This is a genomic window from uncultured Winogradskyella sp. (assembly GCF_937958655.1).
Classification (GTDB): Bacteria; Bacteroidota; Bacteroidia; order Flavobacteriales; family Flavobacteriaceae; genus Winogradskyella.
In genome coordinates, this window is sequence record NZ_CALGNH010000001.1 from 76,464 (window position 1) to 101,251 (window position 24,788).

At 34.2% G+C, this 24,788-nt stretch carries 24 protein-coding genes; 9 read left to right on the forward strand and 15 right to left on the reverse strand.

Features of this window, described 5'->3' with window-relative positions; all coding sequences use genetic code 11:
* Nucleotides 1-99: 99 nt before the first annotated feature.
* Nucleotides 100-522: an OsmC family protein gene (locus Q0800_RS00330; protein WP_299126634.1), complete on the reverse strand. Its 423-nt coding sequence runs from the start codon at nt 520-522 to the stop codon at nt 100-102.
* 68 nt (nt 523-590) lie between these two features.
* On the opposite strand from Q0800_RS00330, the gene Q0800_RS00335 reads away from it, so the two are divergent.
* Nucleotides 591-1,193 (forward strand): carboxymuconolactone decarboxylase family protein, encoded by a 603-nt coding sequence (locus Q0800_RS00335; protein WP_299126635.1) that lies wholly within the window; start codon nt 591-593, stop codon nt 1,191-1,193.
* 62 nt (nt 1,194-1,255) lie between these two features.
* Here Q0800_RS00335 and Q0800_RS00340 read toward each other — a convergent pair whose 3' ends face one another.
* The 6 genes from Q0800_RS00340 to Q0800_RS00365 form a co-directional block, all read right to left on the reverse strand.
* A complete protein-coding gene (locus Q0800_RS00340; RefSeq protein WP_299126636.1) occupies nt 1,256-2,380 on the reverse strand; it encodes a Fic/DOC family N-terminal domain-containing protein in 1,125 nt (374 codons plus the stop codon).
* 206 nt (nt 2,381-2,586) lie between these two features.
* Nucleotides 2,587-3,156 carry a uracil-DNA glycosylase family protein gene (locus Q0800_RS00345; protein WP_299126637.1) on the reverse strand — a complete coding sequence of 190 codons (570 nt, stop codon included), beginning with the start codon at nt 3,154-3,156 and terminating at the stop codon, nt 2,587-2,589.
* A gap of 3 nt (nt 3,157-3,159) precedes the next feature.
* Nucleotides 3,160-4,359: an AAA family ATPase gene (locus Q0800_RS00350; RefSeq protein ID WP_299126638.1), complete on the reverse strand. Its 1,200-nt coding sequence runs from the start codon at nt 4,357-4,359 to the stop codon at nt 3,160-3,162.
* An 85-nt stretch (nt 4,360-4,444) separates the two neighbouring features.
* Nucleotides 4,445-5,116 (reverse strand): 16S rRNA (cytidine(1402)-2'-O)-methyltransferase, encoded by a 672-nt coding sequence (rsmI, locus tag Q0800_RS00355; RefSeq protein WP_299126640.1) that lies wholly within the window; start codon nt 5,114-5,116, stop codon nt 4,445-4,447.
* A 1-nt stretch (nt 5,117) separates the two neighbouring features.
* On the reverse strand, nt 5,118-5,474 hold the full coding sequence (locus Q0800_RS00360; protein ID WP_299126641.1) for a DoxX family protein: 357 nt from the start codon (nt 5,472-5,474) through the stop codon (nt 5,118-5,120).
* A 4-nt stretch (nt 5,475-5,478) separates the two neighbouring features.
* On the reverse strand, nt 5,479-6,225 hold the full coding sequence (locus Q0800_RS00365; RefSeq protein WP_299126642.1) for a hypothetical protein: 747 nt from the start codon (nt 6,223-6,225) through the stop codon (nt 5,479-5,481).
* Nucleotides 6,226-6,308: 83 nt separating this feature from the next.
* Between Q0800_RS00365 and Q0800_RS00370 the strand changes: the two genes are divergently transcribed.
* The 8 genes from Q0800_RS00370 to Q0800_RS00405 all read left to right on the forward strand — a co-directional run bounded on the left by Q0800_RS00370 (nt 6,309) and on the right by Q0800_RS00405 (nt 17,578).
* The gene (locus Q0800_RS00370) at nt 6,309-6,962 is read left to right on the forward strand and encodes a thymidine kinase (protein ID WP_299126643.1); all 654 of its coding nucleotides are present in this window, start codon (nt 6,309-6,311) and stop codon (nt 6,960-6,962) included.
* Nucleotides 6,949-8,055: an alanine racemase gene (gene alr, locus Q0800_RS00375; RefSeq protein ID WP_299126645.1), complete on the forward strand. Its 1,107-nt coding sequence runs from the start codon at nt 6,949-6,951 to the stop codon at nt 8,053-8,055. The genes Q0800_RS00370 and alr overlap by 14 nt, the downstream gene beginning before the upstream one ends.
* A gap of 84 nt (nt 8,056-8,139) precedes the next feature.
* Entirely contained in the window at nt 8,140-8,538 is a 399-nt protein-coding gene (gene mscL / locus Q0800_RS00380; protein ID WP_299126646.1) for a large conductance mechanosensitive channel protein MscL, read from the forward strand.
* A gap of 189 nt (nt 8,539-8,727) precedes the next feature.
* A complete protein-coding gene (locus Q0800_RS00385) occupies nt 8,728-9,717 on the forward strand; it encodes an aspartate-semialdehyde dehydrogenase (RefSeq protein ID WP_299126648.1) in 990 nt (329 codons plus the stop codon).
* Between the two features lie 99 nt (nt 9,718-9,816).
* On the forward strand, nt 9,817-11,982 hold the full coding sequence (locus Q0800_RS00390; protein ID WP_299126672.1) for a prolyl oligopeptidase family serine peptidase: 2,166 nt from the start codon (nt 9,817-9,819) through the stop codon (nt 11,980-11,982).
* 137 nt (nt 11,983-12,119) lie between these two features.
* Nucleotides 12,120-13,484: a hypothetical protein gene (locus Q0800_RS00395; protein WP_299126649.1), complete on the forward strand. Its 1,365-nt coding sequence runs from the start codon at nt 12,120-12,122 to the stop codon at nt 13,482-13,484.
* Nucleotides 13,485-13,494: 10 nt separating this feature from the next.
* Nucleotides 13,495-16,599 (forward strand): FG-GAP-like repeat-containing protein, encoded by a 3,105-nt coding sequence (locus Q0800_RS00400; RefSeq protein ID WP_299126650.1) that lies wholly within the window; start codon nt 13,495-13,497, stop codon nt 16,597-16,599.
* A 67-nt stretch (nt 16,600-16,666) separates the two neighbouring features.
* A complete protein-coding gene (locus Q0800_RS00405; RefSeq protein WP_299126651.1) occupies nt 16,667-17,578 on the forward strand; it encodes an ABC transporter ATP-binding protein in 912 nt (303 codons plus the stop codon).
* A gap of 6 nt (nt 17,579-17,584) precedes the next feature.
* On the opposite strand, the gene Q0800_RS00410 is transcribed toward Q0800_RS00405, so the two are convergent.
* The 8 genes from Q0800_RS00410 to Q0800_RS00445 form a co-directional block, all read right to left on the reverse strand.
* A complete protein-coding gene (locus tag Q0800_RS00410) occupies nt 17,585-19,837 on the reverse strand; it encodes an MMPL family transporter (protein ID WP_299126653.1) in 2,253 nt (750 codons plus the stop codon).
* Between the two features lies 1 nt (nt 19,838).
* Nucleotides 19,839-20,381, reverse strand: coding sequence for a 4'-phosphopantetheinyl transferase superfamily protein (locus Q0800_RS00415; RefSeq protein WP_299126654.1), 543 nt, complete (start codon nt 20,379-20,381; stop codon nt 19,839-19,841).
* A complete protein-coding gene (locus Q0800_RS00420) occupies nt 20,381-20,632 on the reverse strand; it encodes a phosphopantetheine-binding protein (protein ID WP_299126656.1) in 252 nt (83 codons plus the stop codon). Before Q0800_RS00420 ends, Q0800_RS00415 begins: the two co-directional genes overlap by 1 nt.
* 22 nt (nt 20,633-20,654) lie before the next feature.
* A complete protein-coding gene (locus Q0800_RS00425) occupies nt 20,655-21,929 on the reverse strand; it encodes a beta-ketoacyl-[acyl-carrier-protein] synthase family protein (protein ID WP_299126658.1) in 1,275 nt (424 codons plus the stop codon).
* A gap of 291 nt (nt 21,930-22,220) precedes the next feature.
* On the reverse strand, nt 22,221-22,529 hold the full coding sequence (locus tag Q0800_RS00430) for a GIY-YIG nuclease family protein (protein ID WP_299126659.1): 309 nt from the start codon (nt 22,527-22,529) through the stop codon (nt 22,221-22,223).
* 233 nt (nt 22,530-22,762) lie between these two features.
* On the reverse strand, nt 22,763-23,200 hold the full coding sequence (locus Q0800_RS00435; RefSeq protein WP_299126662.1) for a hydroxymyristoyl-ACP dehydratase: 438 nt from the start codon (nt 23,198-23,200) through the stop codon (nt 22,763-22,765).
* A 122-nt stretch (nt 23,201-23,322) separates the two neighbouring features.
* The gene (locus tag Q0800_RS00440) at nt 23,323-24,120 is read right to left on the reverse strand and encodes an SDR family oxidoreductase (RefSeq protein ID WP_299126664.1); all 798 of its coding nucleotides are present in this window, start codon (nt 24,118-24,120) and stop codon (nt 23,323-23,325) included.
* A 177-nt stretch (nt 24,121-24,297) separates the two neighbouring features.
* Nucleotides 24,298-24,788 (reverse strand): 3-oxoacyl-[acyl-carrier-protein] synthase III C-terminal domain-containing protein (locus Q0800_RS00445; RefSeq protein WP_299126667.1); only part of this gene is annotated, 491 nt, incomplete at its 5' end.

Here is a 24,788-nt window from a genome sequence, read left to right on the forward strand (position 1 = left end):
TCTTTTGACTCTAATTTATCGATTTAACGTCATTCTGAATGAAATGAAGAATCTCATTAGAGATACTTCGACAAGCTCAGTATAACAGTGGTTATCGTTTTATCGCTTATGATATGTAATGTTCGTTTTTACATCTGCAAAACGTCTAAACATTTCCATGACTCCACAGTATTTCTCAACAGAAAGATTTACAGCGCGCTCGCACTTGTTTTTATTGAGGTCAGACCCATAAAAATGATAATCAACAACAACGGAATGGTAATATTTTGGATGTTCATCTGTAAGTTCTCCAAACACTTCAATCTTAAAATCATCAATGTCCTCTTTCATTTTATCTAAAGTAGAGATGACATCTAGTGCAGAGCAACCTGCCAATGACGACAACATCATAGCTTTTGGTGATAGGCCATAACGTTCCTCTTGGCCTTCGATATTGGTGTCCATAATTACAGATTTACCACTTGGGTTATCAGATTCAAAAGTGAGTCCACCTTTCCACTGTGTTGTTATTTTATGATCCATTTTGTTTTAGTTTAAAAATTAGAACTGCTATCTTGTACTTTCAAAAATACGACTTAAAAAAAAGAAATATGGCATTAGTAACTCCGTTATCCCCAGAGCACGATTTAGAAACCAAACAACTAGCTGAATTCTTTAATGAAACCCTTGGTTTTTGTCCTAATTCTGTATTAACCATGCAACGCAGACCTGCAATATCTAAAGCATTTATCAACTTAAATAAAGCTGTAATGGCTAACGAAGGCCGTGTGACCTCAGCATTAAAACGCATGATCGCTTGGGTAAGTAGTAACGCAACAGGTTGCAGATATTGCCAAGCCCATGCTATTAGAGCTGCAGAGCGTTATGGAGCTGAACAAGAACAATTAGATAATATTTGGGACTACAGAACACATCCTGCATTTTCTGAAGCTGAACGTGTGGCTTTAGATTTTTCTTTACAGGCCTCTATGGTACCAAATGCTGTGGATGCCGATATTAAAAAGCGTTTATATGAGCATTGGGATGAAGGAGAAATTGTTGAGATGCTAGGTGTTATTTCATTATTTGGTTACCTGAATCGTTGGAACGATAGCATGGGAACAGATATCGAAGAAGGTGCTGTTGAAAGTGGTAATAAATATTTAGGGAAACATGGTTATGAGGTTGGAAAGCATGATGGGTCGCAATACTAGACGTTTAAAGACTTCACCACCTTTAGATAAATTGCATTGAACCTTGCAAGAAATGTTAAGTCTTACACTCTAACCAATCTCATCAAGGGTTCAAATGAATATAATGCTGCTCTTCTTCCCGATGATTCTTCCCTAGTAATAATTAACTCATTTTCTAAAAGAATTCGAGTAAACCTTGAAGCTGTTGCTACAGGTATTCCGCTATTTGAAGTAAATTTATTATTTCGAAATATTGGATTTGTAAATATATAATCTAAGGCATTTACACTATATTTTGATGATAAGACTTCTGAAAATATACTTTTCATTTCTTCATAGAGCTCTTTGATCTTTTCTGCTATTTCTAAGTTTCTCATTGCTTGATTCTCAACTGCGCTTAAAAAGAATGCACACCAGCTTTCCCAATCCCCATTCTTTGATACATTTCTCATAGTATCTATATATAAGTCTTTATTTTCCTCCAAATACCCACTAATATAAAAGTGAGGTGCAGATATTACTCCTGAAGACCAAAGAAATAATGTGATTAATATTCTTCCTATTCTACCATTACCATCTTGAAATGGATGTAACGCTTCAAACTCAACATGCATTAAAGCTGTTTTAATAAGTATCGGATGGGCTGTTTCTTCTTCCAAATATTTCATTAAATTTTCGATTCCTTCATTTAGTTTTTCAGGGCTTATAGGAACAAATAGGATATTTCTTTTGATTTTATCTGCCAAATAATTTTGTTCATGTTTAAAATTTCCAGGTGATTTAGTAGCACCTCTTCCAAAAAACAACAATTGTTGGTGCATTGTTTTAATTAATGTTTTTGAAAATTTATAACCGTCCTCTAATGCTTTTTGAGCATTAATTAGTGCTCTTTGATACAATACTGTTTCAAAAACGTCCGATCTAAAATTCGAGTTCTGTGAAGGTATTCCATCACCATCTGCTTCAAACTGTAATATTTCATCTATAGTGCTTATAGTACCTTCCATTCTAGAAGAAAGAACTGCTTCTTGATTTCTCAAGGGAGCCAGTAGGATTTCACTATTATGCATATTTTTCAACATTTGGTCATATCTTGCAATAGCATCCGTAGCTTTAATTAATTCATTAATGAATTTGTCATATTGTAATGCTTGTGGAGGAAATTGACCATAATGATAATCTACTGCTTTTTCAAAATTTAAGTCCATTATGTTTAATTTGCACTTATTAACATCTAATGCTTTTGATGTTAATAAATCGTTTTTTATGATAATCAAAGTAAATATACGTAAATGTATTTACATCAAACCTCTTTGACTATCAAAAATCAAAAAAAATGATAGTCAAATAATTTTGATGTAACTATATTGTAATCTACAAATTTAGATTATCATTTTAGATTAAATATGATAGTCTAAATTATTTCTACAACTATTTTCCGCAACTCAGGCACCACCAATTCCTCAAACCAAGGATTTTTTGCCCTCCAAAACCGATTGGTTGGAGATGGATGCGGAATAGGAAAGTATTTTGGCAAATAACTTTTATACTCACCAACGGTTTCCGTTAATGTGCGTTTTGCTTTATCTTTTAAATAATACTTCTGCGCATAAGCACCAATTAAAATCACCAATTCTACGTTTAGCATTTTTTCTAATAATGCATCGTGCCACTGTGGTGCGCATTCTGGTCTTGGTGGCAAGTCTCCTGTTTTTCCTTTGCCAGGATAACAAAATCCCATGGGTATAATAGCAAAATTCTCAGAATTGTAAAATTGGGCATCAGTAACATTAAGCCATTGTCTTAATTTTTTACCGCTTTGGTCATCCCAAGGAATACCAGACTCGTGGACTTTAGTGCCTGGTGCCTGACCAATAATTATAATTTTAGAGTTGACGTGCGCCGTTGCCACTGGTCGTGGACCTAAGGGCAAGTGTGCTTTGCAAATGCTACATTGGCTAATTTCATGCAATAATTCTTCCATATTTTAGTATAAAAATCCGAATAAATATAGTGGTATGATATTCAAACTTCCAACTTCCATATCATCTCTAATAACAAAACTATTTGGAACTCCTTTAATTTGTTTTGTTTTTTTGTTCTTTCCTCCTATTTCGAACGTGTATTTTCTTTCGATAATAAAATCCCCTTTTTCTGCTAAATGAATCTCATGAATATGTTTCATTTGGTTGGCGAAAAATGTTTCTCTTAGTGTTCCTACTTCTGCATTTTCTTTACCTAAAGCATAAACCAAATTCGGATTATTTAAATATAATTTTTCTGGTTTAGTGAGTGCGCCAACACCTTTTGCTGGTTTATACAACTCCATTACTAAATCTGCACGATTCAATAATTTTATTGCATTTAATAAAAAACCTCTCGACATGCCTAAACGCTCACTGAGTTTACTAACATTAGGTGTAAAAGGAGCACTTTGAGCAATTGCAACAAGTAATTTTTTAATTTTTCTACTATCTTGATATTGTATATTTTCTACCGCATTAAAATCTACCTCTAAAATTAAAGCAATGGTCTGTTGTAGTTTCTGCAGATAACTCTCTTTATTTTCTAAGTAATATGGATAAGCACCATAGTTTAAATAATCATTAAAATATTTAATTATATACGCAACTTTGTTTTGAATATTTCTCGCTATCTCCTTATGGTTTTCTATTAAATCTTGAAGTTTGACTTTTGGTAAATCTATATTGATTTCAAAATTTAAAAACTCTCTAAACGATAATTCTTTTAAATGATAAGTGACTACTCTTCTACTTAAATCTGATTCTCCTTTGTAAATTTCTAACATTGAAGACGATGTGAATACGGTTTTTAAATTTGGAAATTGGTCGTAAATTAACTTTATCTCTCTTGACCAATTTGGGTATTTATGAACTTCATCTAAAAACAAATAATTTCCGCCTAATAGCACAAATTCCTTTGCTAGATCTACTAAGGTGTTTTCTAAAAAGTAAAGGTTATCTAAAGAAGCATATAAATATTCTGAAGAAGAATCCGCCTTATCTATCTGTTTTAAGCGTTGAAATAAAAGTGTGGTTTTTCCAGAACCTCTAGCTCCTTTAATACCAATGAGCCTATTGGACCACTCTATATCGTTTAATAGATAACGTTCTTTATGAGTAAGGTTCGTTAAAAACTGTTCTTGTAATTGAAATAATTCTTCCATTTTGTTTCATTCGAAGAACAAATATAATTAAAATTGTTTTTAATAAAAAACATTATTATTAATTTGTGTTTTTGATTAAAAACAATTATTTTATCCCACCAACTACAACGACAATCTCCCCTTTAGGCAACTTATTAGTATAATATTCTAAAACTTCTCGTGCAGTGCCTCTAACTGTTTCTTCGTAAAGCTTCGTTATTTCTCTAGAAACTGAGACCAACCTATCTTCACCAAAGTACTCGCAAAAATGCCCTAAAGTCTTTATTAACTTATGTGGACTTTCGTAAAAAATCATAGTTCTGGTTTCTTCAGCTAGTAACAGCAGCCGGGTTTGACGACCTTTTTTTACAGGTAAAAACCCTTCAAAAACAAACTTATCATTAGGCAAACCGCTATTCACTAGTGCAGGGACAAATGCTGTTGCACCTGGTAAACAATCAACTTCGATGTTATTTTCAACGCATGCTCTTACTAATAAAAATCCTGGGTCAGAAATTGCAGGAGTACCAGCATCACTAATTACCGCAACAGATAATCCCGATTTTAATTTTTCAACTAAGCCCTTTACCGTTTTATGCTCATTGTGCATATGATGGCTTTGCATTTGCGTAGTAATTTGATAATGTTTTAGAAGCTTTCCTGAATTTCTGGTGTCTTCAGCGAGTATTAAATCAACTTCCTTCAACACTTCTATTGCTCTAAAAGTGATGTCTTTTAAGTTTCCTATTGGTGTTGGTACGAGATAAAGTTTAGACATATTAATCCCTTATATATTTACCCAAAAAGTATGATGGAAACAACGCAAGTAATCCATAAAGTGAAAATCCAAATATGCCATGGCCTGCAAAATAATGAGCTGCTGTAGCTAGCACCAAATCGAAGAAAAAACCAGCATAAGTCCATTCGGTAAGCCACTTATTAGGTCGCCAGAGTACCACAATAATCCCAATTGTTTTTAATAGCGCTAATGGGATAACGATATAAGTTGGGTAATTGAAATTTTTAAATAAATCTTTTACCATTTCGGTTTTGGTACAATACATCCAAGCCGAATAGAAGAAAATACCACACAGAATTGCAGTAGTCAACCAATATACAATTTGCTTTATTCGCATTAATTTAGTTGTATTGGCTTGCTAAGATTTCCATAAACCGTGCTTCGTAGTCTTCTTTTCCTTCCCAATTATTATAGTCTGGCTTTACCATATTAATAATTAGTTTTTGTGCTTTATCAAACGAATTTATGGTGTTTATTTGAGAAATAACACGGTCATAGTCTTCGTTTTGCCCTCCAAACAAATGTTTTATAAAGGCAAGTTTATCATTTAAACCTATTTGAAGGGTTTTACCTTTTAACTTATCATTTAATGACTTTTTTGCTTGCTCTGCTTCGCGTTTTTTTGCCTCTTCTATAGGCTCAAAATCTGGAATATCAGCAAAATCAGATGAAATTGTTTCAAACTCAATAGTTTTTGGCATCTCTTTTTTAACAGCTTCCTCTACCATAATATCAACCTGTTCTGCTTCTTCTGGCATTTGAGCTACCATATCCTTAATTTTCTCCATAACAGGTTCCATAATGCCATCATCTTCTACCTCGTCTAAATTAACATAGGTTTTATTTTCAACCTCAATAGTATCGCTTACCTTGTTATTAAATGCAGTGTCTAGCATATCAAAAAACGAAGAATTATTACCAATGGTTGGCATATCGTCTTCAAAATTTTCTTGTGCAAACTTTAAAACTGTTAGTTTCTCATATAATTTAGACACTTCTTCATGCAGTCTATCCACATCCTCTTTGCCCTTTAATTTTAGAATCCTATGTGCAATACTAATTAATTCTGATTCTAATTTCTTTTTCATGAGTTTTACTTTTGTTTTTTAATAAATTTACTTGACCTTTATACAAACGGAAAAAGCAAACGATTTAGTGCTAAAATTACGAAATGTTTCTTGAAAATACGGTAAATCATAAAGAACAATTTGGGTGGATTGAAGTGATTTGTGGGTCGATGTTCTCTGGTAAAACCGAAGAACTGATTCGCAGATTAAAGCGTGCCAAATTCGCAAGGCAAAAGGTAGAAATCTTTAAACCTACCGTTGATGTGCGTTATGATGATGACATGGTTGTTTCGCACGATGATAATGAAATACGTTCTACACCTGTTCCTGATGCAGCTAACATTCCTATTTTAGCTGATGGCTGTGACGTCGTAGGTATTGATGAAGCCCAATTCTTTGATGATGAAATAGTACGAGTTTGCAATGATTTAGCCAACAAAGGTGTACGTGTTATTGTGGCTGGTTTAGATATGGATTTTAAAGGCAATCCCTTTGGACCAATGCCTTATTTAATGGCCACAGCAGAGTATGTTACAAAAGTGCACGCTATTTGTACTAAAACAGGAAATTTGGCACAATACAGTTACAGAAAAGCTAATAGCGATGATTTGGTGTTGCTTGGTGAGGTTGAAGAATACGAACCTTTAAGTAGAGCCGCTTTTTACAAAAGTATGCTTAGAGATAAGGTAAGACAAATGAACGTCAGCGATGCTGAAGAAATCAATTCTAAACACAACCCATCTAATGCCAAAAGCTAAGGAAACTGTTTTAGAGATTGATTTAGGAGCTTTAGCCCAAAACTTCAATTACTTAAAATCTAAATTAAAAACCGACACCAAGGTTTTAGCCGTTATTAAAGCCTTTGCATATGGTAGCGATTCCGTTGAAATTGCCAAACAACTTCAACATTTAAAGGTCAATTATTTTGCTGTAGCTTATACACATGAAGGAGTCGTATTAAGAAACGCTGGTATCACTACACCTATTTTGGTTTTGCATCCACAGACCACAAACTTCGATACTATTATTGATCGATGTTTAGAACCAAGTCTTTATAGTACAAAGATTTTGAATGAATTTATACAAGTTGCGGAGAAAAAAAACCAAAGTGCTTATCCTGTACATATTAAATTTAATACCGGCTTAAATCGTTTAGGTTTTTGGCAAAATGAAGTGGACGATGTAGTTTCTAAACTAAAAACTTCAAAAAGCGTAATCGCTAAAACTATATTTTCTCACTTAGCAGCAAGTGAAGCCATAAATGAAAAAAAATTTACAACACAGCAAATAAATTGTTTTAAAGCCATTGCTAAAGAATTTGAGACTAAAATTGGCTACAAACCTTGGTTGCATCTATGTAATACCTCTGGAGTTATTAATTACCCAGAAGCGCATTTTGATATGGTACGTTGTGGCATAGGTCTTTATGGCTTTGGTAATTCTGCACAAGAGGATAAAAACCTTAAACCAATTGCAACCCTTAAATCAATAATCTCTCAAATTCATAACGTAGATAAAAACGAAACCGTTGGCTACAATAGAGCTTTTAAAGCTAATAGTCTTGTAAAAACAGCCACCATACCTATTGGTCACGCAGACGGAATTACTAGAATCTATGGTAACGAAAAAGGATTTGTTTATATCAATGACAAAAAAGCACCAATCATAGGAAATGTCTGCATGGATATGATAATGGTAAACGTAACTGGCATTGATTGTAAAGAAGGAGATGAGGTTATTATCTTCAATACAAAATATAATGCCTCTCAATTAGCTGAATCTGCTAATACTATTTCTTATGAAATTATCACTTCTATTTCTCAACGCGTGAGGCGTTTATTTATAAAATAAACTATTCATATTTCAAAATTGTGACTTTTTTAACTACTTTAGTATCTTACTAATATATTAACTAACTATTAAAAACACTAAATTATGTTAAAAGAATTTAAAGATTTTATTATGACAGGTAACGTGATCGATTTCGCTGTTGCAGTCATTATGGCTACTGCACTTGGTGCTGTAATCAATGGGTTTGTGAATAACATTATAATGCCAGTTGTAGGTCACTTTACTGGTGGTTCTGATTTTTCAAATATGAAAATCGTTTTAGATGAAGCAGTTGTAGATGCAACCGGTGCCGTAACAACTCCAGAAAACGCTATTATGTGGGGAAGTTGGGTAAATACTATTATTAATTTAATAATCGTAGGTTTTGTAATGTTCTTAATCGTTAAGGCTTATAACAAAACTAAAAAACCAGTTGAAGAAGCTCCTGCAGGACCATCCGAACTTGATTTATTAACTGAAATCAGAGACGCATTAAAGAAATAAAGCGATAGCGACACCGCTACACTATAGTTTAATAACTAAACCCAGGCTTTTTGCTTGGGTTTTTCTATTGAATCGCATTCGTTTTGTTAAATAATTAACATTATGTTTTTTAGTTGTTAAAAGCATCTCATTATTTATAATCAAGGGGTTTTTTTTCTGTAATTTTGCACCTCATTAAACGAAAATAAAATGAAAGTAGCAATAGTAGGTGCAACAGGTTTAGTAGGTAACGTAATGCTCAAAGTACTAGAAGAGCGTAACTTCCAAATTGATGAATTATTATTAGTAGCTTCAGAGCGTTCTGTGGGTAAAACTATTAACTTTAAAGGAGATGATATTTCTGTTATTAGTATTCCCTCGGCCATTGAAAAACGTCCAGACATTGCCTTGTTTTCTGCAGGTGGTAGTACCTCTTTAGAATGGGCACCAAAATTTGCAGAAGTTGGCACAACAGTAATAGACAATTCTTCTGCATGGAGAATGGATTTATCTAAAAAATTAGTGGTGCCAGAAATTAATGCAAACGAACTTACTAAAGAAGATAAAATTATTGCAAACCCTAACTGCTCTACCATACAAATGGTAATGGCTTTAGCTCCACTGCATAACAAATATAAGATTAAGCGTATTGTAGTATCTACATACCAATCTGTTTCTGGTACTGGAGTAAAAGCTGTAGAACAGTTAGAAAATGAAATTGCTGGCAAAAAAGGCGAAATGGCTTATCCTTATCCTATTCACAAAAATGCTATACCACATTGCGATATTTTTGAAGACAACGGATATACCAAAGAAGAAATGAAATTGGTTAGAGAAACACAAAAAATCTTAGGTGATAAGTCTATAGCTGTTACAGCAACTGCTGTAAGAATACCGACAGCTGGTGGACACAGTGAAGCTATAAACGTTGAGTTTGAGAATGACTTTGATCTTTCTGAAGTAAGACAACTACTTAATGAAACCGAAGGAGTAACAATACAAGACAACTTAGATGTTAATGTCTACCCAATGCCTATGTATGCTAATGGAAAAGATGATGTTTTTGTAGGTCGTATTAGACGCGATGGGTCTCAACCAAACGCACTAAATCTATGGGTTGTAAGCGATAACTTAAGAAAAGGTGCCGCTACAAATACGGTTCAAATTGCAGAATATCTTGTTAAAAACCAACTGGTTTAAGTCGCATACAAAACCTTTAAAGAAATCTTAAAAAGCAACCTTTAGCAAAATAAGGTTGCTTTTTTGTTTAATTTTAAAATATTAAAAATTTAATTGATGATGAAAAGATTTCTATTTGCCTCTTTGCTATTTGCTTTTGTTTACCATAATTTAAATGCACAAAAATTGATTCAACCAAAATTACAATACCCTAGTACAAAAAAAGTTGACACTGTTGATACTTATTTTGATGTTGCTGTAGCTGATCCTTATCGTTGGTTAGAAGATGACCGAAGCGAAGAAACTGAAACTTGGGTAAAAAGCCAAAACGAAACTACATTCGGCTATTTAGATAATATTCCTTACCGAGAAGAACTAAAAGAACGTCTTACCAAGCTATGGAATTACGAAAAAATAGGATCACCATTTATTGAAGGTGATTATACATACTTCTACAAAAACGATGGGCTTCAAAATCAATATGTCATTTACAGATATAAAAACGGAGCAGACCCAAAAACTGCTGAAGTATTTTTAGACCCAAATACATTTAAGGACGATGGCACCATTTCATTAGGTGGTACAAGTTTCTCAAAAGATGGTAAGACTTTGGTATATGCTATTTCTGAAGGTGGAAGTGATTGGAGAAAGATCTTAATAATGGACGTTGAAAGCAAAGAAATTGTTGAAGACACTTTAGTGGACATAAAATTCAGCGGTATGTCTTGGCATAAAAACGAAGGGTTTTATTATTCAAGCTATGACAAACCAAAAGGTAAGAGTGAATTATCCGCTAAAACCGATCAGCACAAAGTTTATTACCATAAAATAGGCACAAAGCAATCCGAAGATCAACTGATCTACGGTGGTACACCAGCCGAAAAACACAGATATATTTATGGCGGCGTTACCGAAGATGATCGTTATCTTATCATAACACCTCGCGTATCTACTTCTGGAAATAAATTATACATCAAAGACTTAACAGTGCCCAACTCGCCATTAGTTGAAATTCTAGGACACACAGATTCCGATTCAAACATTATTGAAAACGTAGGATCAAAGCTTTATATTATGACTAATCTTGATGCTCCAAACCGACGCGTAGTCACAGTAGATGCTTCTAATCCTAGCCCAGAAAACTGGAAAGACTTTATTCCTGAAACAGAACATGTACTTAGCCCATCAACAGGTGGTGGTTCGTTTTTTGCAAACTACATGGTAGATGCCGTTTCTAAAGTTTTACAGTATGATTACGACGGAAATTTAATTAGAGAAGTAGCTTTGCCTGGTGTTGGCAGCGCTGGTGGTTTTGGTGCTAAAAAAGAAGACAAAGAATTATATTACTCTTTTACAAATTACGTAACTCCAGGTAGTATTTATAAATACAATATTGAAACTGGCGCTTCAGAATTATTTAGAAAACCAAGTATAGACTTCAATCCAGAGGACTACGAAAGTAAGCAGGTTTTTTATACCTCAAAAGATGGCACAAAAGTACCAATGATTATCACTCACAAAAAAGGCATAGAACTTAACGGCAAAAACCCAACCATTCTTTATGGATATGGCGGATTTAATGTGTCTCTAACTCCTAGTTTTAGTATTGCCAATGCCGTTTGGATGGAACAAGGTGGCATTTACGCAGTTCCTAATCTTAGAGGTGGAGGCGAGTACGGTAAAGCTTGGCACGACGCAGGTACTAAACTGAAAAAACAAAATGTATTTGATGATTTTATTGCCGCAGGAGAATATTTAATTGAAAACAAGTATACCTCATCAGATTATTTAGCAATAAGAGGAGGCTCTAATGGTGGCTTACTTGTTGGTGCAACAATGACACAAAGACCCGATTTAATGAAAGTAGCATTACCTGCCGTTGGCGTTTTAGACATGTTACGCTATAATACATTCACTGCTGGCGCAGGATGGGCTTATGATTATGGCACTTCAGAAGACAGCAAAGAGATGTTTGAATATATAAAGGCCTATTCTCCTGTTCACAATATTAAAGAAGGTGTAAATTACCCTGCAACTTTAGTAACTACAGGCGACCATGACGACAGAGTTGTGCCTGCACACAGTTTTAAATTTGCAGCAGAGCTACAAAATAAACAAGCAGGAGATAATCCTACGCTTATTAGAATAGAAACTGACGCTGGCCATGGTGCTGGAACACCGGTAAGCAAAACCATTGAGCAGTATGCAGATATTTTTGGCTTTACACTCTACAATATGGGATTCGATGTACTACCAAGCAAAACCAAAGAAAAAATAAAAGGGTAAACAGCAACCAATTAGGGCGTTAACTGATTTTATTACCTTTAATCGATTTAATAAAAAAAGCTTAGATTTACTCAGCTCTGATATTCATTAAGAATAAACCCAGCCCAATTATTTTATTAATACACGATTAGGGTAATATGATAAAAAAAAACACACTTTTATTATTATACTTAGGTGTTTCGCTATTATTTTCATGCGACCCAGATGAGGGTATGACGGTATTACCTATTAAAACACAACCAGATTTAATAGCTATATCCCAAAATACAACTATTGAAATTTTTATGTTTCAAAATGATACTAATATTCCTAGTACCGGAACTTTAGAAATTTCACAAGCATCAAAAGGATCTGCCATAATTAACAATGGTAACACACCAAATGACATAAGTGACGATAGTATTATTTATAGTGCTAACGCTAATGTAATAGGTGAGGACAGTATTATATATACTATTTGTAATGCCTCTCAGACATGTAACACGGCGACTGTAACCATTTCAATTACATCGGCTTCTCCTATTCTATTAGATTTAGAAAATGTACCCTATCCGTCATTAACAGATTATAATTTTTTTGAAGGAGATTTAAAAAATCTTAACCCTGCTTTTGGTGTTTTACCCTACACACTAAATGCTACATTATTTTCGGACTACGCAAAAAAAAAGCGATTTATTTGGATGCCAAATAACGTAAAAGCTCAATATTTAAATGACGCTGAACCCTTAGATTTTCCTGTTGGTACAGTACTTATAAAAAATTTCTATTACGAAAACACACTTCCTAATAACCAAACTCGTATTCTTGAAACACGCTTAATGATTAGAAAAAACGATAACTGGATTTTTGCTAATTATGTTTGGAATGATGCGCAGAATGAAGCTATATTCGATATGGATGGAAGTTTTGTTGACCTTCAGTGGCAAGAAGGTACAGCTACAAATTCCGTTCAATATAGAATTCCTGCTGGGCCAGAATGCCATACATGCCATAAAGTAATGGAAGTTGCGCAACCCATTGGGCCAAAACCAAGAAATTTAAACAGAAATTTTAACTATAATGATGGTACTTATAACCAACTTAATAAATTAGTAGACTTTGGTTATCTCAATAATTCACTGCCATCCTCCATTACTACAATGCCAGACTATAATGACACCTCAGAACCCATAGATCTTAGAGTTCGTTCTTACTTAGATATAAATTGTGCACACTGCCATTCTGAAGAGACACATTGTGCCTACAGACCTTTAAGATTAAGTTTTAGCGATACCGAAGATTATACAAATATTGGAGTGTGTGTAACGCCAGATACAGACTTAGGAGAAGGTCTAGGTCATATTATAGAACCTGGAGATCCTAATAGCTCAGTATTACACTTTAGGTTAAGTTCTATTGAACAATCTTATAGAATGCCACTCTTAGGACGAACATTAAAAGATATTAAAGGAGTGGCTCTGGTTGAACAATGGATTGACCAATTAACGAACGAATGCGAATAATTATAACACTATGAATAAAATTACACTATTATTAATGCTCATAATCTACAGCGCTGTTGGCAAAGCCCAAACCACTGTAGATTGTTCAACGGGTCCTGTAAATACTACATATTGCTATTTAGACAATGACACCACCAGTTTTTCATTTGTAAGTTCTGATGGTACATCACTAATTCTAAATTTTAATGCAGGACAACTAGAGGTCGATTGGGATGAATTGGTTGTACTAGATTCAGATGGTACAGAGCTCTATAATGGCTATGGTAACAATGGCGAATTAGCTGGTCTTAATTTTCAATCTTCTGGAGATTCAATAACAGTTTCTATTAATTCTGATACAACAATCAATTGTTCGGATAACAATTATACACCTTGGGATTTTGATGTGTCTTGTAATACTTGTACAAACCCATCAGTAGTTTATAACATTATTGATGATTGTGATACTAGTGGTGGCTATTTTGTTAATGTACAAGTCAATGATCTAGGTTCTGCTAACTCATTAACACTATCAGATAACCAAGCCAGTACAGACCAAAACATAAGCACTACTGGTAGTATACAATTTGGCCCATACACCAATGGCACAAATGTGATTATAAATGTACAAAACAATGATGATGTTAATTGTAGGTTAAACAGTCCTACTTTAACCCAAGCCAATTGCCCACCACCATCTCCAGTGGGAATATCTTGTGCTAGTGACAACTCTATCTACATTTTTACAGAGGAATTTAATGCAGCAGGAGGTTGGACAGGAGATCTAAATAATGATAATGGTACTTGGGAGATTCCTGATGGATCCACCTCATCAGATACTGGCCCTAGTATAGTATATAGTGGGACAAATTTTATGAACTACGAAGCTTCTGGTAATACCACAGCTACAGCATCTGCTGTGAGCCCAGCAATTGATTTAACTACAGCTACTGATGGCGCTGAATTATCTTTTTATATGCACGCTTATGGAAGTGATATGGGTACACTAAATGTAAATGTAGGCACCTCCGTAAATGGCCCATTTACCACACTTTTAACCTTAGATGGAGAATATCAAAACAGTGGTGTAGCAAATTGGATTCCTGTAGGTGTTAACTTAGATGCTTATCTCGGTGAAATTATTTATATAGAATTGAACCATACAGGCACAGGAACTGGATTTGAAGGTGATATGTCTATAGATTATTTGCGTATAGAAACATGTGGTACATTTTGTATTGCTCCATCAAACCTTACCGCTACAGCCATTACAGGAACTTCAGCAGCAATTTCTTGGACTCCAAATAGTAACGAAACTTCTTGGGAATATGCTATACAAGTTGCTGGTGGCGCACAACCGTCTTCGGGAACTTCAATCAACATGACTTCTTTTAATGCTTCAGGCTTAACACCGGAGACTACTTATGAGGTATTTGTAAGAGCAGATTGCAGCAGTAATAGTTTTAGTAATTGGAGCGTATTTAGTTTTACTACAGGAGAAGATTTATCGAGTTATCCAATTACATTTGCCAATAGCCCAATTAATACCTCGGAACAATACGATATTGCTTTAGTAGATTTAAATGGGGATTTTTTAGACGACGTTGTTTCTGTTGGATCAACTAATATTAACGTACACTACCAACTGGCCTCTGGTGGATTTAATGAAGTTGATATTACGACCACACCAGCTGACGATTTACCGACTTGGAGTTTAGCCGCTGGTGATTTTGACAAAAACGGTTATAACGATTTGCTTTATGGTTCGGGCAGTGGAGTTACATTTATGAAAGCTAATGCTACAGGTACAGGTTATACAGAAATTTCAACTGGTGAATATGTCTTTTCTCAACGTTCTAATTTTGTGGATATTAACACCGATGGTCACCTAGATGCTTTTGTGTGCCACGATGTAGATCCTAATGTTTATTATATAAATGATGGCAGTGGTAATTTAACATTCTATCAAGGCGAAAGTAGTGGTGTTGTCCCAAACGGTCTAGGCTTAACACCAGGTGGTGGTAACTACGGAACCGTTTGGATTGATTTTGATAATGATAGAGATATGGACTTATTTATTGCTAAATGCAGAGGTGGCTCAACAACAATAAGTACTAACGAGTTATGGAGAAACGATGGTAATGGTGTTTTTACAAACATAGCCGATAGTAATAATTGGTATACTAATAATTACCCAAGCGTTGGACACAACAATTCGTCTAACTTAGGAGATAACGTACAAACATGGTCATCTGCATGGGCAGACTTTGATAATGATGGTGATATGGATGTTTACGTCGGAGCCAGTAATGCTACTAACGGAGACTCTAAATTAATGCGTAATAATGGCGATGGCACTTTTACAGATATTACCTCAGGGTCCGGAGTTTTAGATGCGCAACTAGGTATTGAAAATGCACCAGCAGATTTTGATAATGATGGTAACGTAGACATATTATCTAACGGTAATATATTGTTTGGTAATGGTGATCTTACTTTTATAAATTACTCAAATAACGTACCACCAAGTGGTGCTATTGGTGATGTAAATAATGATGGTTTCTTAGACGTGTTTAGAAACGGACAACTTTATGTAAGTAATACAAACACTAATAATTGGCTAAAAATAAATACTGTTGGTACAGTGAGTAATATTAACGGTATTGGAGCGCGTGTTGAGATTATTACACCATCTGGTACTCAAATTAGAGATGTTAGAAGTGGCGAAGGGTTTGAGTTTATGAGTTCACTTAACACTCACTTTGGTCTTGGCACGGACTCATCTATTACTGAAATAAGAGTTTATTGGCCATCGGGTATTGTTGATGTTATTCAAAATCCTAATATAAATAATACGCTCACAATTGTAGAAGGTTCTAGTCCATTGAGTTTAGACGATGAGTCTTTATCTCGTCTCTCCATTTATCCCAACCCAGTTGAGAATATTTTAACCATAGAGGCATCTGCTAATTTAACAGATATGATTGCTTCGGTTTTTGATATTAATGGAAAGCGCATCGTAAGTCATAAATTAAAATCTAATACCTTAGACGTGTCTTTTTTAGAGGCCGGAATCTACTTTCTAAGATTAGAAACTAATGGACGAACCATGAAGCATAAATTTATTAAAAAATAAAATTTTAAAGATAAATTACAATGAACCGTTTGAGAAATCAAGCGGTTTTTTTGTGGTATTTTTGCGTATGCTCAAAGTCAAAAATATCTCTTTTGGTTATTCCTCATCATCAATTTTAGAGAAGCTTAATTTTAAGCTTAAACGAGGGGAAAATCTAGCGATTATCGGAGAAAGCGGTTCTGGCAAAAGCACACTACTTAAACTTATTTACGGAGAATACGACTTAAATAAAGGTGAAATCTTTTGGAAGGATACTAAAATTTTAGGCCCAAAATTTAATTTGGTTATCGGCTATGACTTTATGAAATACGTAACGCAAGAGTTTGACCTTATGCCCTACACCACCGTAGAAGAAAACATAGGTAAACACTTATCGAGATTCTTTCCTGAAGAAAAACAAAAACGAACCGATGAACTTATAAAAGTAGTTGAGCTCCAAGCTTTTGCAAAACGAAAAGTAAAAAACCTCAGCGGAGGTCAAAAACAACGTGTTGCCATAGCAAGAGCATTAGCAAAAGAACCCGAAATCCTTTTGCTAGACGAACCTTTTAGCCATATCGATAATTTTAAGAAACAATCTTTAAGGCGTAATGTCTTTAATTATCTAAAACAAAATAATATTACCTGTCTTGTGGCTACACATGATAAGCATGATGTACTAGGGTTTTCAGATGAAATGATAGTGCTTCACCATAAAAAAATTATTGCTAAAGACACGCCTGAAAATTTATATACCCATCCTAAATCACCTTTAATAGCCTCATTTTTTGGAGAGTTTAATACTATTAATGGTAAGCTCTATTATTCAAATCAGCTAAAAATTGTGGCTGACTCAGATTACAAAGCTGTAGTGAAACAGTCTTATTTTAATGGTAAAAATTGGTTGATAGAAACGCTATTCAATGGTGAGTCTCTCTTTATTGAGCATCCAAATTCAATCTTTGAAAATGTTGAGATCTATTTTGAAATTCAAAAATAGGACAAGTTACCCATCAAACCGCTTCAATAACGCTGGCAAATAAAAGATATCTGTTATTAAAGCAATAGCTACCGTCACTGCACATAAAATACCAAAATCACTAACGGATGGTGTTGCACTAGACGCAATAATTAAAAATCCACCAACCAAAGCAATCGTGGTAGAAAATAAAGCATTACCTGTATAGCGCATAGCGTTGTCCATGCGTTCCTCAGGTGTTCCCTTTATATATTTACTACGTCTGTATTTATAAACGAGATGAATGGTATCGTCCATAGCTATGCCTAACATTATTGGTGTAATCATGGCTGTGGTCACGTCTAAGGGAATATCCAACAAACTCATTAATATAGCCAATAAAGCCAAGGGCAAAAGGTTTGGAATTAAAACTAGTAGTGTTGTTTTTAAATTCTTGATAAAAATTAAAAGGCAAAGAAAGGCTACAAAAAAGGCCACAAAAAAGGATTTAAACTGCGTCTCTAAAATAAAGTTGTTTAGTTGTGAAAAGACAACGGCAAACCCATTAATTTTTAGCTCGTATTCATCAGTATTAAATGTAGATTGAAAAGCCTCCTTTATCTCCTCTAAAACTTGTTCTAACTCAGAGGTTCTCATTTCCATTAAAGTCAATGTAAAACCAGCGGTTAACAAATCTTCTGAAAATAATTTAAAAAAACTATTATCGTTAGAATCTACATTTTTAAGCGTATTTTTTAATTTACTTTCCGATACGTTAGATTGAAACAATACAGGATTTCGTTGTTCTAAAAATGACTTTATTGTTACCACAGAAACCGGATTAGAAATCAAAGCATTTACTTCTAATTTATTCTGAAATTCTTCAAGTTTAGTAATGGCCTCTTTACTAATAATAAGATCACCTGTCTTGGTTGTAATATTAAGTTGTAGCCTATTACTTCCGCCAAGTTCTACCTCAACCGCACGTAAATCTTGTTTTGCTTTGCCTTCTGCTAATAAATCTCTAGAATTGGTGTCTATTTTAACCTGAAAAATAGAATAAATTCCGAATAAAAGCATGGCTGTAAAACCAATAATTATTGTGTTTTTATATCTACTTGTAAAACCGTTAAGCCATGCAATGAATTTAGACTGGGAATAGTGCTTTAAACTTAGTATCGGTTTGGCTTTTTCAAAATTTAAAGTCATAAAACTAAAGCCAATTATGGTAATAATATACACTAAAAAGAAACTCAGTAACAGACCAATACAGGTAAACACACCCATATTTTTAAACGCTGGCAATGGTGACAAATACAAGGCAAAATAACCAACAAGTGTGGTTAGCGTTGTATAAAAACAAGGGGTTAAACTTTTTCGGATAGTAATGGCTAATAAATCAACTTTTGAAATAGCGCTATTTGCAAGACCTTCTTTATGGTAAATATTAATGATATGAACCGCATCGCTAACACTATAAACCATTAGAATTGTTGGTATTAACATAGAAATCATATTCAATGCAAAACCTAATGATGTAATTAACCCAAACAGTAAACTTACGGGTACCGCTACTGAAAGAAGTGCTATAAGCAGGTAGCGTTTGTTTGGTAGTAAAAATAACAGCAATACTGTGATTACTAAAACCGTGAGAATACCAAAGGTTAAACTTTCTTTGTAAATACCTTTACTATAGGCCTCGTTTAAAACGGGTGGCCCTGTAAGATAATAGTCGGAATAGGTTTGGTCTATTATCTTTTTTATCTCTACGGCAATGGCCTGGCGGTCTTCCTCTATGGTTGGCGTTGGCTTCATTTGAACGTAAAACAACTGATTTTTAAAGTCTTTAGTTACCAATTGCGAAGTAACATTCGATAATTTAGAAAACAGATTTTTTAAACCTTTTTCACTGCGCTTTGGATTGTATAAATTATCAAATCTTATTGCGTTGTTAGCATAAACAGGATACTTAGCTTTAGCTATACTAAAGGTTGTTTTTACATAAGGTAAAGCCTCTACGTTTTTATGTAATACTTTGAGTTTATTAACTTCTGCCTCGCCGATGGCATTTTCTACAGGAAGCATAACGATGAAGATTTCATCGGACCCAAAATTTTCCTGAAAATCGATATACGCCTTATAGCTTGGATCGTCCTCTAAAAACCAAATACCTAGCGAATTATCTACACTTAACTTATTTAGTGTTTGATAGCCCGAAAACCCCATAAGTAAAACCAAAACAGCAATTATGGCTATTCTAAATTTAATGATAACTGGTATAATGCGTTTCAATCGTTTCATATTATGCTATAGCATAAGCGCCATAATTGCCATGATGCGTTAAACTTATATTATGAATGTTTTTGGCGTTGGTTAAAACCGGAATATTAAATTTAGTCTTATTTATGCGATATTCCTTTCCAAACCCATCCAATAATTCTGATTTTAATAGCCCACTTTGTACTTTATATATTGTTGTGTTGAATGATACTATGGTAGAAGTGAGCTTTTGAGGCTCAAATCTCGCTTCGGAAATGATGTAATCTGAAGTAATTTTACTTTCAACATAACATTTAAAATTTCTGAAACTTACGACACCCTTATGCCCTTCTATATCGCACAGAAATCCTTTTGGGTTGTAAAAACGACTTGGATGAAGTTGCGTATAAAGTTTATACGATGCCTCTTTCATACTCCAAAGACGCCAGATCATTACAAACGGGTTATGAGAAGTTTTAATTTGATATTGTTCTTCTTCAGAAAATAGTTTATTCAGAAATCGTGGGCGTTCCCAATTAGAAGTCTTTTTAGCTTCGTTAAGATCAACAATATCATTACCAACCATTAGTTGTTGAGTTTAGAAGTAACAATAGCCATAGCAGATTTTACATCGAGCATTTGCTCCATGTCTTCATTTTCTAAGCGGATATCAAATTCGTCTTCAATATCTAAGATAATATCCACCAAATTTGCGGAGTTAATCTTTAGATCCTTTACAAAATCTGTGTCTTCGGATAGTTTTTTAAACGCCACCTCATCCTGCACGTAAGGCGCAATAATAGGTTTTAATTTGGCAATTAATTGGTCTTTGTTCATAACAATGTGATATGAAACAAAGTTACGCTATAAATCGTTTAAATAAAATACAAGCATTAACATCCCCAAAACCAAAGCTTGCTTTAGCAATAATATCAAAATCACAAGTCAAAGATTTCTGCGGTACTCTATCACGATGCAGTAATTTTTCAATCTCAGGATGCAAATCTTCACAATTAATACTTGGTGCAATAAATTGTTCTTTAAGCTGAATAATACTTGCCACACATTCTATAGCACCTGCTGCTGCTAGGCAATGGCCAACTAATGACTTTGTTGAATTTATAAATGGAAAATCTTTACCACTTCTATTTAAAGCGCTGGACCAATTTTGGATTTCTAAGGCATCTTTTGCTGTTGCCGTAAGATGCCCATTAATAACATCAACTTCAGCGGTATTAATACTTGCATTTTCTATAGCTATTGAAATACAGCGTTTAACGGCTTCTGCATTAGGTGCCGTCAATGTGCCTCCATTGCGTTGTCCGCCAGAATTTACTTCGCCACCCAAAACCTCAGCATATATTTTAGCTCCACGTTCTAAAGCACTTTCGAGGGACTCTAAAACCAGTGCCCCAGATCCACTTCCGGGTACAAATCCTGATGCTGTAGCACTCATTGGACGCGAGGCTCTCTCTGGTTCAATATTGTGCTTGTAGGTCATAACACGCATTGCGTCGAAGCCTCCCCAAACATAAGGGCCATGATCGCTACAACTCCCAACAAGCATCCGCTTGGCTTTCCCGTTTTGTATTCTGTCATAACCTAATAACAAAGCTTCTGTTCCTGTAGAACAAGCTGATGAATTTGTAGTGACTTGGTTACCCAATCCTAACATACCACTGAGATAAGCACTAACACCACTTGCCATGGTTTGTAACACCACGGTGCTACCCAGCCGTCTTACATTACCTTCATCTAACTTATAAATGGCTTCGCGAAATTTTTCTACGCCAGAGGTGCCTGTCCCAAAAATAAGACCAGTATCATAGTCGAGTTCTGAGTCCTCATTTACATTAAAGCCAGCATCCTTCCATGCATCAATACCTGCAATGCAACCATATAAAATGCCAGAACTATTAAAGCCACGTAATTGTAGGTCCGTAAAATATTGCGACTTTAATTGGTCCGAAATTGGCGGAATACCTCCGATTTGACATGAAAAATTTAAGTCCTTAAGTTCTTGATGAAATGAAATCCCGGAAGTACCATTTTTAAGTGCTTTTGTAAAGGCTTCTACGCCTACTCCGTTTGGTGCAACCACACCTAGACCTGTTATAACTACTCTTTTTTTCAATTTTCTTTTTTAGTATACATTTTTACGCGTTTTGAATCACACTTAAATATTGGAATGTCGGTCTGAGCATTTCGAAAAGACGCAAGACAAGCCTGTATAAGACTTATGCTATTTTTATTCTGTCTTACATGATACACTTCGACAGGCTCAGTGTGACATTTTAACTCTTATTTGGCTTTATAAGAAGTATAATATTATAAAATCTTCAGTTAAAGGAAATGTCAATTTATTCATTTTTTAGTCAATCTAAGCCTTTGATAAGACTCAGTACAAGCCTGCGAAAGACTGGTATTATTTAATTTTATTTCCATGCTCTGTATAATTTTTTGAAAATTCAACTAAATCATTCCAATTTTCATCAATTAGTGCTTGCTTCTTTCTGTGCGACCAACCTTTTATTTGTTTTTCAATCTTAATCGCCTCTGACGGATTTGTGCATTGTAAAAACCATTTCAACCTTATTGGTAATCTAGAAGACGTATAACTGAACTTGTTATTTCCTGAATTGTGTTGTTGTAATTGTCTTTCTAAATTATTAGTCATTTCTGTATAGAATGTTTTATCCGAACAAAGTAATATGTATACGTAATAAAATTTCATAAATGCATTATACGCTTCAATAAGCTCAGCTTAATATTTTAACTCTTATTTGACTTTACAACTATAATATTATAAAATCTTCAAATTAAGAAAATGTCAATTTTACATTTTTCAGTCAGTCTGAGCGTGTCGAAGACTGGTCTTGTTTAGTTTTTATTTTTAATCAAAAGCTCTAATAAACTTCGCCAAACATTAAGCTATTAATTAACTTCGACTTATAAAAATTTAAACACTTATACTTTCAACATTCCTGAAATGGTTCCTCTTGCAATAAGCTCACCATCTATATTTAACATTTTTACCTTACATTTTAACTTATTGAATCTAAACACCTCCTTTTTAGACACTACAGTTACTTTTTCACCCGGTAAAACAGGTAAATAAAAATCCATTTGACTTGCCGTTAAAGCTATTTGTGGCTGTTTGGTTTTGTTCAATTCGTCTTTTAGTAAATAAATACCTAAACAAACCAACCCAATCTGTGCCATACATTCCGTTAAAATAACGCCTGGTGTTATAGGGTTATTTTTAAAGTGACCCTCATAAAAAAAGGCTTCTTCATTGAAGGTATAATTTCCTTTTATACCAGTTTCTGAAATTGCATCAATCTCGTCTATAAAGAGAAATGGGTCTTGATAGGGCAATAATGATATGATTTGTTCTTTTTTCATTTTAAGACCTTTTGACTTGCTTTGCAAGATACCTACAATCAAAATATATTTTGATTTTGGTAGTGCTCAAGGTGACAATTTTGTTCCAATTAAAAAATAGTTCTGATGTCTCAGAAATTTGACTATGATAAATGCTCACCTCCATCTACAGGAATTATAGCTCCTGTTATCCAAGAGGCTTCGTCTTTTGTTAGTAAATAAACAACATTAGCAACATCTTCAGGTAAGGTTAAACGCTCGTTTGGATTTCGTTTTAAGGTGTGTTTAATAATCTGTTCACTATCTGGAATCATACGTAAGGAAGCGGTATCTGTAACACCTGCTTGTATGCAATTGGCTTTTATACCAAAAGATGCAAACTCAAGAGCGATGTTTCTAGTAATGGCTTCTAGTGTCACTTTTGCGGCTGATACAGCTGCATAGTTTTGCCATGCTTTGGTGTTCCCTTCACTGGTGAAACTTATAATACGTGTATCATCAGCAAATAACTTAGCTTCAAAAACAGATTTAACCCAATCGTATAAACTAATACCCATTGCTTGAATGGTTAGCGCAAAATCATCATGTTTAAGTTCAATGTTTTCATCAGATACCATTGGTTTTAAATTCCCTTTTGCTACACTATGAACTAAGGTTTTAATTTTATGCTTATGCCCAAATAATAATTTTAATTTGTCAATAATTTCAGCTCTTTTTTCTGGCTTAAATGCGTCAACATTAAAAGATTTAAATTGGACACCTTCTTGTTTAATAATTTCGAATTCTTTTGAGATAGCTTCCTGCTGCATTCTAGAGTTACGATGCAAAATACAAATATTAAGGCCGTGTTTTGCTAATTTCTTAGCCGTCGCTAATCCTAGCCCACTGCTACCACCTAATATTAAGGCCCAATAGTTTTTATCTATAAATTCTTTAATCATATTTTATAAAAAAATGAGATGCTGAAACAAGTTCAGCATGACAAAACATTAATTTTAATTTGTGTTTTGAGTTCCTTAAACCTTGTCTTTCATTACACTAATTTCAGTAATTTGAATTTGTCGTTTAACTTTTTACTTTCGATTTCAGTTTTAATCTCGACTTCGACTTCATCAAGGTCACCATTCTAATAAAATGCGTTGTGCTGAAAATCCTGGTCCAAAACTTAACATTATTCCCTTATCGCCTTTTGGTAAATTTCTGTCCATAAATCGTTCTAGTACATAGAGTACGGTTGCACTACTCATGTTACCATAAAGGCGCAATACCTCTTTTGTATCGTCTATATTTTTACCTAAATCGCCGAATAAATCTTCAACAGTCTGCACAATTTTTTTTCCACCTGGATGAAATACCAAATGATCAATATCTTCTATGGTTAGATTATTTCGTTCTAAAAACGGATGAATAATTTTAGGAAAATGATCTGCTATAGTTTGCGGTACAGATTGGTCTAAAACCATTTGCAAACCTGTATTTCTTAATTTAAATCCCATCATATGGGCTGCGTCATAGAAATGATACATGGCCTCATCTTTAATCTCAGGGCCAACTTCATCTTCATAAGATGACAAAATAACACTAGCGCAACCGTCTCCAAAAATTGCTG

Bases quoted from the DNA above. Each gene is read 5' to 3' on its own strand.
- Q0800_RS00400 (WP_299126650.1), top strand. From the start codon at position 13,495: ATGAATAAAATTACACTATTATTAATGCTCATAATCTACAGCGCTGTT.
- Q0800_RS00385 (WP_299126648.1), top strand. From the start codon at position 8,728: ATGAAAGTAGCAATAGTAGGTGCAACAGGTTTAGTAGGTAACGTAATG.
- Q0800_RS00360 (WP_299126641.1), bottom strand. From the start codon at position 5,474: ATGCGAATAAAGCAAATTGTATATTGGTTGACTACTGCAATTCTGTGT.
- Q0800_RS00405 (WP_299126651.1), top strand. From the start codon at position 16,667: ATGCTCAAAGTCAAAAATATCTCTTTTGGTTATTCCTCATCATCAATT.
- Q0800_RS00435 (WP_299126662.1), bottom strand. From the start codon at position 23,200: ATGAAAAAAGAACAAATCATATCATTATTGCCCTATCAAGACCCATTT.
- Q0800_RS00440 (WP_299126664.1), bottom strand. From the start codon at position 24,120: ATGATTAAAGAATTTATAGATAAAAACTATTGGGCCTTAATATTAGGT.
- Q0800_RS00345 (WP_299126637.1), bottom strand. From the start codon at position 3,156: ATGGAAGAATTATTGCATGAAATTAGCCAATGTAGCATTTGCAAAGCA.
- Q0800_RS00430 (WP_299126659.1), bottom strand. From the start codon at position 22,529: ATGAAATTTTATTACGTATACATATTACTTTGTTCGGATAAAACATTC.
- Q0800_RS00390 (WP_299126672.1), top strand. From the start codon at position 9,817: ATGAAAAGATTTCTATTTGCCTCTTTGCTATTTGCTTTTGTTTACCAT.
- Q0800_RS00420 (WP_299126656.1), bottom strand. From the start codon at position 20,632: ATGAACAAAGACCAATTAATTGCCAAATTAAAACCTATTATTGCGCCT.
- Q0800_RS00340 (WP_299126636.1), bottom strand. From the start codon at position 2,380: ATGGACTTAAATTTTGAAAAAGCAGTAGATTATCATTATGGTCAATTT.
- Q0800_RS00370 (WP_299126643.1), top strand. From the start codon at position 6,309: ATGTTTCTTGAAAATACGGTAAATCATAAAGAACAATTTGGGTGGATT.
- Q0800_RS00395 (WP_299126649.1), top strand. From the start codon at position 12,120: ATGATAAAAAAAAACACACTTTTATTATTATACTTAGGTGTTTCGCTA.
- rsmI (WP_299126640.1), bottom strand. From the start codon at position 5,116: ATGTCTAAACTTTATCTCGTACCAACACCAATAGGAAACTTAAAAGAC.
- mscL (WP_299126646.1), top strand. From the start codon at position 8,140: ATGTTAAAAGAATTTAAAGATTTTATTATGACAGGTAACGTGATCGAT.
- Q0800_RS00415 (WP_299126654.1), bottom strand. From the start codon at position 20,381: ATGGTTGGTAATGATATTGTTGATCTTAACGAAGCTAAAAAGACTTCT.
- Q0800_RS00410 (WP_299126653.1), bottom strand. From the start codon at position 19,837: ATGAAACGATTGAAACGCATTATACCAGTTATCATTAAATTTAGAATA.
- Q0800_RS00330 (WP_299126634.1), bottom strand. From the start codon at position 522: ATGGATCATAAAATAACAACACAGTGGAAAGGTGGACTCACTTTTGAA.
- Q0800_RS00335 (WP_299126635.1), top strand. From the start codon at position 591: ATGGCATTAGTAACTCCGTTATCCCCAGAGCACGATTTAGAAACCAAA.
- Q0800_RS00365 (WP_299126642.1), bottom strand. From the start codon at position 6,225: ATGAAAAAGAAATTAGAATCAGAATTAATTAGTATTGCACATAGGATT.
- alr (WP_299126645.1), top strand. From the start codon at position 6,949: ATGCCAAAAGCTAAGGAAACTGTTTTAGAGATTGATTTAGGAGCTTTA.
- Q0800_RS00350 (WP_299126638.1), bottom strand. From the start codon at position 4,359: ATGGAAGAATTATTTCAATTACAAGAACAGTTTTTAACGAACCTTACT.